This window comes from Thalassolituus hydrocarboniclasticus, assembly GCF_025345565.1.
In the GTDB taxonomy this organism is placed as follows: Bacteria; Pseudomonadota; Gammaproteobacteria; order Pseudomonadales; family Oceanobacteraceae; genus Venatoribacter; species Venatoribacter hydrocarboniclasticus.
This window is the reverse complement of the sequence record NZ_CP054475.1, coordinates 158,132-170,591: the sequence shown is the minus strand read 5'-3', so window position 1 is coordinate 170,591 and position 12,460 is coordinate 158,132. Positions and strand designations below refer to the sequence as shown.

12 protein-coding genes are annotated in these 12,460 nt (G+C 50.4%); 2 read left to right on the top strand and 10 right to left on the bottom strand.

All coding sequences use genetic code 11. The annotated features are described in order from the left end of the window. Window positions 1–162 precede the first annotated feature (162 nt). The gene (locus HUF19_RS00770) at window positions 163–348 is read left to right on the top strand and encodes a PA3496 family putative envelope integrity protein (protein WP_145467047.1); all 186 of its coding nucleotides are present in this window, start codon (window positions 163–165) and stop codon (window positions 346–348) included. Window positions 349–425: 77 nt separating this feature from the next. Here HUF19_RS00770 and HUF19_RS00765 read toward each other — a convergent pair whose 3' ends face one another. The 3 genes from HUF19_RS00765 to HUF19_RS00755 all read right to left on the bottom strand — a co-directional run bounded on the left by HUF19_RS00765 (window position 426) and on the right by HUF19_RS00755 (window position 2,909). Beyond that, complete coding sequence (locus tag HUF19_RS00765; RefSeq protein ID WP_260998062.1) at window positions 426–1,694, bottom strand: ammonium transporter; 1,269 nt, start codon at window positions 1,692–1,694, stop codon at window positions 426–428. A 45-nt stretch (window positions 1,695–1,739) separates the two neighbouring features. Then, a complete protein-coding gene (glnK, locus tag HUF19_RS00760) occupies window positions 1,740–2,078 on the bottom strand; it encodes a P-II family nitrogen regulator (protein ID WP_145467055.1) in 339 nt (112 codons plus the stop codon). A 78-nt stretch (window positions 2,079–2,156) separates the two neighbouring features. Continuing rightward, complete coding sequence (locus HUF19_RS00755) at window positions 2,157–2,909, bottom strand: TorF family putative porin (RefSeq protein ID WP_260998061.1); 753 nt, start codon at window positions 2,907–2,909, stop codon at window positions 2,157–2,159. A gap of 392 nt (window positions 2,910–3,301) precedes the next feature. Here HUF19_RS00755 and HUF19_RS00750 point away from each other — a divergent pair, with 392 nt between their 5' ends. Then, entirely contained in the window at window positions 3,302–3,550 is a 249-nt protein-coding gene (locus HUF19_RS00750) for an accessory factor UbiK family protein (RefSeq protein ID WP_260998060.1), read from the top strand. Between the two features lie 67 nt (window positions 3,551–3,617). Here HUF19_RS00750 and urtE read toward each other — a convergent pair whose 3' ends face one another. From urtE to atzF, 7 genes are all read right to left on the bottom strand, one after another. After that, complete coding sequence (gene urtE, locus HUF19_RS00745; protein WP_260998059.1) at window positions 3,618–4,316, bottom strand: urea ABC transporter ATP-binding subunit UrtE; 699 nt, start codon at window positions 4,314–4,316, stop codon at window positions 3,618–3,620. A gap of 21 nt (window positions 4,317–4,337) precedes the next feature. Then, window positions 4,338–5,117 (bottom strand): urea ABC transporter ATP-binding protein UrtD, encoded by a 780-nt coding sequence (gene urtD / locus HUF19_RS00740; RefSeq protein ID WP_260998058.1) that lies wholly within the window; start codon window positions 5,115–5,117, stop codon window positions 4,338–4,340. After that, window positions 5,114–6,343: an urea ABC transporter permease subunit UrtC gene (gene urtC, locus HUF19_RS00735; RefSeq protein WP_260998057.1), complete on the bottom strand. Its 1,230-nt coding sequence runs from the start codon at window positions 6,341–6,343 to the stop codon at window positions 5,114–5,116. The genes urtD and urtC overlap by 4 nt, the downstream gene beginning before the upstream one ends. Before the next feature lie 11 nt (window positions 6,344–6,354). Then, window positions 6,355–7,992 (bottom strand): urea ABC transporter permease subunit UrtB, encoded by a 1,638-nt coding sequence (urtB, locus tag HUF19_RS00730; protein WP_260998056.1) that lies wholly within the window; start codon window positions 7,990–7,992, stop codon window positions 6,355–6,357. A gap of 77 nt (window positions 7,993–8,069) precedes the next feature. Next, window positions 8,070–9,326, bottom strand: a complete 1,257-nt coding sequence (urtA, locus tag HUF19_RS00725) for an urea ABC transporter substrate-binding protein (protein ID WP_260999450.1) — start codon at window positions 9,324–9,326, stop codon at window positions 8,070–8,072. A gap of 297 nt (window positions 9,327–9,623) precedes the next feature. Beyond that, a complete protein-coding gene (locus HUF19_RS00720; RefSeq protein ID WP_260998055.1) occupies window positions 9,624–10,352 on the bottom strand; it encodes a GntR family transcriptional regulator in 729 nt (242 codons plus the stop codon). A 2-nt stretch (window positions 10,353–10,354) separates the two neighbouring features. Next, window positions 10,355–12,217 (bottom strand): allophanate hydrolase, encoded by a 1,863-nt coding sequence (gene atzF / locus HUF19_RS00715; RefSeq protein ID WP_260998054.1) that lies wholly within the window; start codon window positions 12,215–12,217, stop codon window positions 10,355–10,357. Window positions 12,218–12,460 lie beyond the last annotated feature (243 nt).

Here is a 12,460-nt window from a genome sequence, read left to right as displayed (position 1 = left end):
TGCCACGATTTCTGCGGGCTGAGCGCTATACAGGGTACTTTCGTACCGCCTGAGTGCCGCTGAACAGAATTTGGCCTGACCAGCGATTACTGTCATTCTTTTGCAACCAATAAAAAGAAAAATCACAGCAGGATTTACTGTGATCAACCAGAGGGAAAGATAATGGAAGCAGCAATGAAATTCGAAGCCCACGAAGAAGTTGTCTCCTTTGATCAGGAAGGCAAAGTCGTTGTTAATAAAGACTCCCAGATGTCGAAAAAACTGATGGCACGCCGTGCCATTGAAGCCCACCTGGAACGTAAGCGTCTGGAACGCGACCTTGAAGATTTCTACGCCGAAGAAATCTGACTAAACAAAATCCAATAAAAAAAGCCGGTCAGTTTCCTGACCGGCTTTTTTTATTTCAGCTGTCGCTGAGCAACCAATTATTTATTGGTGAACTCAGGGTAAGCTTCCATACCGCACTCAGACAGATCAACGCCTTCGTACTCTTCTTCTTCAGTCACACGCAGACCCATGATGACTTTCAGCAGCATCCAGGTGATGAAAGAAGCCGCGAATACCCATACAAAGATCGTTGCCGCACCCATCAGCTGACCGCCGAAGGTAGTGCCGTCTGCAGTAGCCGGTACAACCAGCAGACCGTACAGACCAACCACACCGTGTACAGAGATAGCACCAACCGGATCGTCGATTTTCATTTTATCCAGAGTCAGGATAGACAGAACCACGATCACACCACCGATCAGACCAATAACAGTCGCAATGAAAGGAGTTGGAGTATCAGGGCTTGCAGTGATAGCAACCAGACCAGCCAGAGCACCGTTCAGAGCCATAGTCAGATCCGCTTTGCGGAACAGAACGTAAGCCAGAACCAGAGCACCGATCAGACCACCAGCAGCCGCTGCGTTGGTGTTCATAAACACTACCGCTACTGCGTGAGCGTTACCGATATCACCCAGTTTCAGTACAGAACCACCGTTGAAGCCGAACCAGCCCATCCACAGGATGAAAGTACCCAGAGTAGCCAGTGGCAGGTTAGCGCCAGGGATCGCACGGATTTCACCATTAGGACCGTACTTACCTTTACGGGCACCCAGCAGGATCACACCAGCCAGCGCTGCAGCAGCACCTGCCATGTGTACGATGCCGGAACCTGCGAAGTCTTTGAAACCAAAGTCATCAGCCAGGCTGTACATACCGAATACAGAAGCACCACCCCAGGTCCACGCGCCTTCCATCGGGTAAATAACCGCAGTCATCACTACCGCGAAAGCCAGGAAAGCCCACAGTTTCATACGCTCAGCAACAGCACCGGATACGATGGACATTGCAGTCGCTACGAACACAACCTGGAAGAAGAAGTCTGAAGCGCCGGAGTAGATAGAACCACCCTGGAAGCCATCTTCACGCGCCGCGAAATCAGCCAGTACTGCAGCAGAATCCACTTCGGTGATACCAGACAGGAAGTAACCGCCGCCGTACATAATCTGATAACCGCACACCAGGTACATGGTGCAGGCAATCGCAAACAGCGCGACGTTTTTAGTCAGAATTTCAGTGGTATTTTTAGAGCGGACCAGACCCGCTTCCAGCATGGCGAAACCTGCCGCCATCCACATTACTAACGCACCGCATACCAGGAAATAAAAGGTATCCAACGCGTACTGGAGTTCGAAAATATTATTTTCCATTCTAAGCCCCCCGCATAAGGCTCTGATTCATTTAATGAGGAAGGATCAGATCGCGTCTGCGCCGGTTTCACCGGTACGGATACGAATGACTTGTTCCAGGTTGGTAACGAAGATTTTTCCGTCGCCAATCTTGCCGGTGTTCGCCGCTTTGGTAATGGCTTCGATGACTTTTTCAGTCAGGTCGTCAGCTACCGCTACGTCAATTTTTACCTTAGGCAGAAAATCCACCACATATTCAGCACCACGATACAATTCAGTGTGACCTTTCTGACGGCCGAAACCTTTTACTTCGGTCACTGTGATGCCCTGAACGCCAATCTCTGACAGTGCTTCACGCACATCGTCGAGTTTGAATGGCTTAACCACAGCTGTAATGAGTTTCATAGAAAACCCCTTTGTTAAACGCTACGAGTTTAAGTGTTGTTAATGGCCCATGCGGGGGCACGGGCCATTGTATGCTTTTTACATGGAGATAGGCAGGCTGTAAGAAACAACCACTTTCAGATCTTCATCCACGCCGGCTTCGCCTTTATCCAGATCGGCTTCCTGAGAAACCACTTTGCTCAGAGTGAAAGCAATGTTGTCGTTATAGGCGTAGCTCAGATCCAGGTGAGTGTATTTGCTGGCATCGTCATCGCTGTCAGCCATACCCAGAGTGGCAGACAAGGCATCCATTTCGTAACCCAGCGTCATGTAGCTGTAGTCATTCGGATTGCTTGAAATCGGGTAGTAGTAAGTAAAAGAAGCGCCTTTATAGCCCAGGCTTACGATGGCGTCAGAGGCATCAAAAGTATTGCCACGGTCTGCTGTTGTTACAGCATAAGCACTTTCAACGGTATCATCGGTATCCGGGTCGTCACCTGCAACATAAGAGGTTTCTGCAGCGCTTGGATAAACATAAGTCCACAGGCTTACGTCGTAGCTGAAATCACCCATTTCAGCGCCGTAACCAATAAACAGATCGTATTCCTGACCCAGTACAGCGTCACCACTGGAAGCCCATACACCGGCGTAAGCACCGGATGTACTGATGGTCAGATCGCCGGACACAGCAGGTACACCACTGGAGGCGCTCAGATCCTGACCGCGCCACAGATACATATTGGCAATAGAAGCCGATGCAGAAACTTCAACTTCAGCCTGCGCAGTAGAAACAGCGGCCAGACCTGCAGTCATAACACCAGCCAGAGCGATTGCTTGAGACAGTTTTTTCATGGTTCTTTCCTTCATCAGTTATTCAAAGCTTTTATTAAGTAAATCGGTGAACGCACCGTTTTCTTTCTGTACTTACCTTGTACATGTCCTATAGCAGCGGCTGTGCCAACTTTTAAAAAATGCGGTTTTTCAGGGAGTTAGCAGCAACCATCAACTAAAAAGCTCTCATAGTGGTTCAAAGGCGGTGCGCAGGGCTGTTTTTCAGCCCCTTTTGGTGCACCTGAAAATCAGCATAGGCACTAAATTGATGCACAAAGGGATCAGGGGAAATAAAACAGGGCAAAGGCCCGGATAGACATAAAGTAAAAGCAAGGCGGCAGTTCTGGTCACGCCCGATGCTGGGGCCATGTTATGGGGCGTGATAAACTCCTGCAGGAATATAAGGAAGCCCTATGATGAACAGCGAACAAATCCGTAACCGTGTAGAACAACTGTTGCAACAAAGTCCACTGGCCGGCCTGTCAGCCGATGTACGCTTAATGCTGCAAAGCCAGTTGCAGAGCCTGCTGAACAGCGCCAATCTGATCAGCCGCGAAGAGTTTGAGGTACAGGCCGAAGCGCTGCGCCGTACTCAGGCCAAACTGGCAGAGCTGGAAAACAAGCTCAGCCAGCTGGAGCAGCAACAGAATCAGCCGCAGTAGTAGCAGCCCATAAAAAAGCCGGAGCATGCTCCGGCTTTTCTTTGTTAGTACATCTGGTGCATCCGCACTAAATCGCCAGCAGTTCTTTTGCCTGCTGCGAGCTGGCCAACTCACTGCCAGCGCCGGCTGCCACCACCCGCCCCCGTTCCAGAATAATAAATTCATCCGCCAGTTCGGCGGCAAAATCGAGATACTGCTCAACCAGCACAATGGCCATTTCGCCACGGTCACGCAGCAGCTTAATCACACTGCCGATGTCTTTAATAATGGATGGCTGAATTCCTTCGGTCGGTTCATCCAGAATCAGCAGTTTGGGTTTAAGCAATAACGCCCGGGCAATCGCCAGCTGTTGCTGTTGCCCGCCGGATAAATCGCCACCGCGGCGTTTCAGCATTTGCTGCAGCACCGGAAATAACGAATAGATTTCCGGGTCAATACGGCGCTGGCTTTTCGGCAATGCAGAAAATGCGGTTTGCAGATTCTCTTCCACCGTCAGCTGAGCAAAAATATCGCGCCCTTGTGGTACATAGGCAATGCCCTGACGCGCGCGATCGAAAGGGGCTATACCGTTCAGCGATTTTCCCTGCCACTGAATCCCCCCTTTACCGGCAGACAGATGCCCGGACAGCGCTTTCATTAATGTAGTTTTACCCACACCGTTACGACCCAGCACACAGGTGACCTTGCCAACCTCGGCACTCATGCAGACGTTATACAGCGCCTGGCTGGCACCATAGGAAACATCCAGTTGGTTTACATTTAACATCCCATCATCCTCCGTACCGGATCAGCGTCCCAGATAGACTTCGATCACCTGTGGGTTAGCTTTCACCGTGGCCAGCGATCCTTCCGCCAGCACATGACCTTCATGCAGCACAGTCACTTTGCAGTCCAGCGCTTCGATAAAGTCCATATCGTGTTCTACTACCATTAATGAATGTTTCTGCGCTAGGCGCTTAAACAGTTCGGCGGTCTTCATGGTTTCTTCATCGGTCATACCGGCGGCCGGTTCATCGATCAGCAACAGCTGTGGCTCCTGTCCGAGCAGCATGCCGATTTCCAGCCACTGCTTCTGGCCATGGGATAAATTACCGGCCAGTTCTTCGCGTTTATCTGCCAGATCAATCATGTCCAGAATATCATCCAGCTTCTGTGCTTTTTCGGCGGTCAGCTTATGCAGCAACGCCTGCCAGATACTGCGCCCGCCTTTCAGCGACATTTCCAGATTCTCAAACACCGTCAGGCTTTCAATCACACTGGGTTTCTGAAATTTACGGCCGACACCAAGATTGGCGACATCCGCTTCATCAAAGCGGGTCAGGTCGTGCTGACTGTTGGCATTATCGGTAAAGATAATGGTGCCGGTATCAGGGCGGGTTTTACCGGTAATCACATCCATCATGGTGGTTTTACCGGCGCCGTTCGGGCCGATAATGGCGCGCATTTCACCCGGAGCGATCACCATGGATAACGAATTCAGCGCTTTAAAACCATCGAAGCTGACGCTGACACCATCCATATACAGCACCGCCGGGTTATCAATATGCTTTGGCGTTTGCAGGCTCATACTTTTTCTCCCTGCACAAAGTTCAGTTTATCCTGCTGCTCAGGTGCAGCCTTGCTTTGCGTTTCAGTATTCAACGCCGGCGGATTGTCTTCAGCTTCTCGCTGATGTTTTTTCTGCTGATATTTTTCTTTCAGATGTGCCCATAAGCCCACCACGCCTTTCGGCAGATACAGTGTGGTTAGCACAAACAAGCCACCCAGCATAAACAGCCAGAGTTCAGCAAAGGCACCGGTGAAATAGGTCTTGGCATAATTCACCAGCATGGCACCAATCACCGCACCAAACAGTGTGCCGCGGCCACCAACAGCCACCCAGATAATAATTTCAATGGAATTAATTGGTGCAAACTCACCCGGGTTAATAATGCCGACCTGAGGCACATATAAGGCTCCGGCCACACCCGCCAGCATTGACGACACTACAAAGACAAACAGTTTGTAATGCTCAACCCGGTAACCGAGAAAACGTGCACGGGATTCCGAATCACGGATAGCCACCAGCACCCTTCCGAGTTTTGAGGTGACAATAAAGCGGCTGATTAAATAACCCAGTATTAACGCCAGCACCGAGGCCACAAAGAGCACTGCACGGGTATTATCCGACTGCAGGCTGTAACCGAGAATATCTTTAAAGTCGGTTAAACCATTATTGCCACCAAAGCCCATATCATTGCGGAAAAAGGCCAGCAACAAGGCATAAGTCAGCGCCTGGGTAATAATCGACAGATACACCCCGGTTACCCGCGAACGGAACGCCAGCGCACCGAACACAAACGCCAGAATGCCAGGCGCCAGCAGCACCATCAGCATGGCAAACCAGAACTGGTCAAAACCAAGCCAGTACCATGGCAGCTCCGTCCAGTTAAGGAACACCATAAAGTCAGGCAGTTCCGGATTACCGTACACACCGCGGTCGCCAATCTGACGCATCAGATACATGCCCATGGCATAACCACCCAGCGCAAAAAACGCACCGTGGCCCAGACTTAAAATACCGCAGTAGCCCCAGATTAAATCCACCGCAATCGCCAGCAGGGCATAACACAGGTATTTGCCCAGCAGAGTCATGGTGTACGTAGAAACATGGAAGAATGAGCCTTCCGGTAATAGCAGATTACTGAGCGGAATAAACACCGCCATTACGGCCAGCACCAGCAGTAGTTTACGACCGGCGGCATCGTTCATCAGTAAACGGGTCAGCGGGCCAAATTGTTTTGTCTGTGTCATATCCCTGCCCCTTAACCGTTATCCACAGCACGGCCTTTCAGCGCGAATAATCCACGCGGCCGTTTCTGGATAAACAGAATGATAAATACCAGTACCATAATTTTTGCCAGAACTGCACCGGCTAATGGTTCGAATATTTTATTGGCCACACCCAGCGTCATAGCACCGACCAGCGTGCCCCATAAATTGCCGACGCCACCAAATACCACCACCATAAAGGAGTCGATAATATACGCCTGCCCCAGATTCGGACCGACGTTAGTCAGCTGTGATAACGCCACACCGGCAATACCGGCAATCCCGGAACCCAGACCAAAAGTCAGCGCATCCACCCAGCCGGTTTTAATACCCATTGAGCTGGCCATTGGCCGGTTCATGGTGACCGCGCGCATCTGCAGGCCGAACAGCGTACGCTTTAAAACCAGCGCCAGCAGTGCCAATACCATCAGGCTGAAAATAATGATGTACAGGCGGTTCCAGGTCAGTTCCAGTGCCGGGTTAATCATAAAGGTACCGGCCATCCACTCAGGCGTGGCGACTTCACGGTTTAACGGGCTGAAGATCGAACGCACCGCCTGTTGCAGGATCAGACTGATACCAAAGGTCGCCAATAAGGTTTCCAGCGGGCGGCCATATAAATGGCGGATCACACCACGCTCAATCAAGACACCAACCAGACCGCTGACCAGAAAGGCTGCAGGTACAGCAACCACCAGAGATAAACCGATATGCTCCGGCATCAGCAACTGCACCACATAGGTGGTATAGGCACCGAGCATGATCATTTCGCCGTGGGCCATATTAATAACGCCCATCACCCCGAAGGTAATGGCCAGACCAATCGCCGCCAGCAGCAATACCGCGCCCAGCGCCAGGCCAAAATACAGGTTTTCGATATAGCCATTAATGCTGACCAGCTTCTCGATATCGGTCAGGGTGGTTTGTGCCAGCTGATATTCGTTTTTACGCGACAGTTTTTCTTCATCGCTGAAATTACGGATAAATTCACCCAGTCCGGCACGAACCTCCGGATACAGAGCGCCATCCAGCGCGGTAAGCCCGTTAATCCGTTCATTTGTCTGGTCGGATTTCAGTTGCATCAGCGCGCGTACCAGTTGCAGTACTTCCGCTACATCGCGATCCGTTTCGCGTTCCAGAGCCTGATCAATAAAAGCCCGGTCGATATCATCACTGCTTTTCAGCAGGTTCTGTGCAGCTGCCATGCGTTGTGATTTATGTTTTGACGAAATCTGCGCACGGGAAATCAGGCTGCGCAAGGCAACCCGTAATGAATTATTAACGCCAATTTTTTTAATATCACGCTTACCCAACCCAGCGACGGCCTGCAGGGTAAAGGCATCCTGAGCAGTGTCCGACTCACCGGAACTGTCTACCAGTAATAATTGCTCATTGTTTTTGACGTAATACAGGCGGCTGTCGAGCAATGCCTGCAGAATAACAATGGCCTGATCATCTTCAATAAGCGCAATCTGTTCGGCCAGCTGCGCTTTTTCTTTATAGTTCGCACTGATTAATTTCTGGCTGAGCTCTGCCAGAGAAGGCTGAGTATCAGCATTGTTTGCCAGTATATTATGGCTGGCAGAAAGTAATAAGACGGCGAAAAAAACACGTCTGAATAATGTGAACATGGGAACATCCTGTTGGGAAGGAACTGCACGCCTGCGCAGCGTTATAACAACGCCAGCAAACGTGCAGCAGGTCAGGCTTACTCGGCTGCTACCGCACCGCCACAGGTTTTAGTGGCGGTGTTATAGTTGCCGCAGTTGATTGGAGCAGTCCAGTCAGAGATCAGGTTTTTGCTTTCAGGCAGGAAGTCAGTCCAGGCATCACCCGGAACAACACCATCTGTTTGCCAAACGATATCAAACTGGCCATCTTCCTGAATTTCGCCAATCAGAACCGGCTTGGACAAATGGTGGTTCTTATTCATCACCGCCATACCACCGGTCAGGTTAGGCACAGAAATACCGATCATGGCATCCTGTACTTTACTGACATCCGCAGTACCGGCTTTTTCCACCGCTTTGGTCCACATATTGAAACCGATATAGGTTGCTTCCATTGGATCGTTGGTTACACGTTTATCGTCTTTGGTGAAGCTGTGCCATTGTTTGATAAAGGCATCGTTCTCTTTACCATCTGCGCTCATAAAGTAGTTCCAGGCGGCCAGATGACCAACCAGAGGCTTGGTATCAAAACCAGACAGTTCTTCTTCACCTACCGAGAAGGCAACCACCGGAATGTCTTCCGCGCTTACGCCCTGGTTTGCCAGTTCTTTATAGAAAGGTACGTTGGCATCACCGTTAATGGTGGAAACCACAGCGGTTTTAACACCGGCGCTGCCGAATTTTTTAATGTCAGAGACAATGGTCTGCCAGTCAGAATGACCGAACGGTGTGTAATTAATCATGATGTCTTTAGCAGCAACGCCTTTCGACTTCAGATAGCTTTCCAGAATTTTATTGGTGGTACGTGGATAAACGTAGTCGGTACCGGCCAGAACCCAGCGCTTAACGCCAACGTCATTCATCAGGTAATCAACGGCCGGGATAGCCTGCTGGTTAGGCGCCGCACCGGTATAGAAAACATTTTTCGAAGACTCTTCACCTTCATACTGAACCGGGTAGAACAGCAGACCGTTCAGCTCTTCTACAACAGGTAAAACAGACTTGCGGGAAACAGAAGTCCAGCAACCGAAAATCACATCGACCTTATCTTTCTCCAGCAGCTCACGGGTTTTTTCCGCAAATAAAGGCCAGTTAGACGCCGGGTCGACCACAACAGCTTCCAGTTGCTTACCCAGCAGACCGCCTTTTTTATTCTGCTCTTCAACCATCATCAGCACGGTATCTTTCAGCGTGGTTTCAGAAATCGCCATGGTGCCGGACAACGAATGCAGAACACCGACTTTAATAGTGTCTGCTGCATTAGCGAGACTGATACCGGCGGCCAGAGTGGTCATCGCCAGAACTTTGGTCGCTTTTGTCAGCGTGTTTAATCCCAGTTTTTTCATCTTGAGTCCGTCCTTAATGTACTTTGATTTTATCCGGAGTCCGATTACTGCTGATCAGCTCCATTTATGAGTTAGCATTTCCTGTAGAGCAAAGCCTGTACCAACTTATAACTAATTGTTTTTTAAGAGTTTTCAGCCAGCAAGGTGCCGTATGCAGGAATAAACCCGCATTACTGAAAATTCACGCACCGTTATTGCTCAGCTGCTTTTAAATATTCACCGCATTGGTGCAGACCGGATAAATCATTAATCTGCTCTGATATTAATGTTGTAGCGGCTCTTGGCTGACTGAATGCGATGCAGGGTAATATGACGAACGGTATTTTTGCTGATCTCAATATGGCGGCTGAGGAAGTTCGCTGCGTCTTCTGCGTTGCCATTCAGCATTAAATTCAGAATATGAGAGTGCTCATCATAAGTCGCTGCGATTCGTCCTTCCTGGGTAAAATCCAGCCGGCGGATAATACGCAAACGTTCACATACCATACGGTGAATCGCCGCCATCTCCTGGTTGCCACTGAGCTCCAGCAGAGAAAAATGAAAGTCTTCATCCATCTCTGCCAGTAGCGTGCTGTCATTCAGTCGCTGGCTTTCCTGGCAGCACCAAAGAGTAATCAAACCGGCCAGTTGCTCTTTAATATTCATATGTCCACACAAGCGTTTTACCGCAGCCACTTCGAGCAGGGTGCGAACGTCGTATAAGTCTTCAAAATAACGGAAATCAAAGGGCCGCACCTGCCAGCCACTGCGGAAATGCACCTGCACAAACCCATCGCGCTCCAGCCGGTACAGTGCTTCACGTACCGGAGTACGACTGGCCTGCATACGCCGGGCAATTTCGTTCTCACTGAAGCGATCACCGGGCAGCAACTGGAAATCGAAGATATCGTTTTTCAGTTGCTGATAAATGCGTTCGGCAAGGTTCAGTGGCCGTTTATTCTCACTGGCCTCAGACTTATACGACGAGCCATGCACGCTTATTTTCCCGCCTGAGATTTTAAATAAGCGATATATGCACGCCAGCCACCGAACTCACTGATATGGGTTGCACTGGCTACCGCTTCCGGTTCACAGATAAAACCTTTAACCAACCGGCCATCGGCCAGCTCGAGGGTACCGATGCCTAATGGCTGAGGAATTTCTTCAACAAAACTGCCGAAAGCAGCAACGTCCATACGCCATAATTCAACAATAATTTTATGCCCTGTTTCAGAGCCACTATTCAGCAATGCATCATTAATGCGCACCAGGCCTGGCTTGGGTGGCACTGTATTGGCAAGGGCATAAAGCTGGTATTTTTCGGCGCTCAGTGTTTGCTCCAGCAATACTGCATTACGGCTGGTGAGCTGATGATTCAGCGGCATGCCGGTTAAATGGGCGCCGACCACCGCAACCACCACCGATTCGTCATCGCGTGCGCCAAGCAATACCGGCGCTTGTGGTAAACGCAGGGCCGCCTGCCAGTGCCCAGCAAAAGTCAGTAATGCATTCTCACTGAAGGCTGGTGCAATAACCGTAATACCGAAAGGCAGCCCATCGCTGCGTAAATCAGCCGGTAAAGCGATGGCACATAAATCGGCCAGATTAACAAAATTGGTATAAGTACCCAGTTGGCTGTTGACCTTAACCGGCTCGGCCTCCACCTCAGCAAGGGTCGGAAAGCAGGGTGCTGTAGGAACAAACAGTGCATCAAAGTCCTGAAATAACTGCTGAATTTCCCGCAGCAGTTCCATACGCCGGTACTCAGCATTAAAGGCCTGAACCGCTGTACCGCTGTTACCACCGGCAATAATACTTTTCACCACCGGATTAATGCCGGGTAAATCCTGCCGGATAAATTCGCCCACGGCAGCATAACGCTCAGCCACCCAGGGGCCCTGATACAACAGGGCAGCCAGTTCAGATAACGGCGAAAAATCGATGGTGATTAATTCAAAGCCAAGGCTTTCAGCGTTTGCCAAAGCCGCCGTGAATGCAGCCTGCTGTACGTCATCACCAAACCATGGCATCCCGGCCGGTACTGCCAGCCGGCGGATGGTTTTTAATGGCGGGTTGCCCACTGGGCGGGAATACGCATCCTGCGCATCAAACTGTGCGGCCAATGCAAAAATGCGCTCGGCATCGAGGGTGTTTAACGCAAAAACAGAAACACAATCCAGACTGCGGCAGGCCGGTACAACACCCTGGGTACTGAGCACTCCCTTACTGGCTTTCAACCCGACGATATGATTAAAGCCTGCCGGAATACGACCGGAGCCTGCCGTGTCGGTCCCCAATGAAAAAGGCACATAACCGCGCGCAACCGCAACGGCTGAACCAGAGCTGGAACCACCGCTGATATATTCTTCATTAAATGGATTGGCTACCGCACCATAAGGTGAGCGGGTGCCCACCAGCCCGGTCGCAAACTGATCGAGATTGGTTTTGCCTAATACAATGGCACCGGCGTTACGCAACAGGCGCACCACGGTTGCATCTGCCTGCGGCTCATAGGCAAATTCCGGACAGGCTGCGGTTGTCGCAAATCCGGCGACGTCGATATTGTCTTTAACCGCAAATGGAACGCCGTATAACGGCAGTGCCTGCATATCACCATCGGCGGCATCCAGTAATTGCTGCAGCTGAATTAACTGCGCGCCCAGTTGTTGCTCGCTGGCCAGCTCAATCCAGACGCTGCCTTTTTTTAACACGCCGTTGCAGCTTTCCTGCTGATGCACTTCTGCCCGTAATGCATTCAGTAATTCGCTGGCATTACCGCCATTGCGATAAGCCTTTGCCCAATCGTTCAGGCTCAGCCCGAGTAATGATTTTCCTGAGGTTTCTGATGTGATGTCGCTCATAGCACTGCCAATGTGTTCAACCTTGTATACAAGATACAGAGCGACACTCGTGCCAGTTTTTACTAGGTCGGCGTAATGCCACCCTCAAGCCACGGTATTGGCGGGTTTCCTGTAATCAGCTGCTGAAAAAATCAGAAATAAGGCAGAAAATATACGCGCTGTTTAAGCGCAGAAAAGAGAATAACGTGCATCAGAACAGGGCAACTTAATTATTACCCGCTTATTATTTTACTGCCGGAATAA